This window comes from Cupriavidus sp. 01L46 (genome assembly GCF_056399905.1).
Genome location: NZ_JBFTSF010000754.1, coordinates 1 through 301 on the forward strand (window position 1 = coordinate 1; position 301 = coordinate 301).

At 60.5% G+C, this 301-nt stretch carries 1 pseudogene; it reads right to left on the bottom strand.

The window, feature by feature from the left end:
- Positions 1–301: pseudogene (locus AC1DS3_RS39630) on the bottom strand (IS4 family transposase); the annotation flags it as partial.

Here is a 301-nt window from a genome sequence, read left to right on the forward strand (position 1 = left end):
TAATGCCGTTCAGTTAAGGTCCAGTTAAGGTCCCTATTGAGGAAGCGAACGGCATAGCGTGAAGGGCGGGACTTGACGACCCGGTCGCATGAGCGACCGGGTCGTTTCACATTGGGCAGCGACTTTAGGCGCTCGCGTAGGCGCTGCAGGCAGGCGGGCAATTTCGCGTAGGCTGGCGTGACAGCTGCCCACATCATCTCGTGCTGGATGACATGGAAGGCACGCACGAAGCTCATGTCAGTCGGCGCGAGCTTCGCTTCTCGGGCGGCGCTGGCCATCTCGCGACGAATCAGGTTGTAGG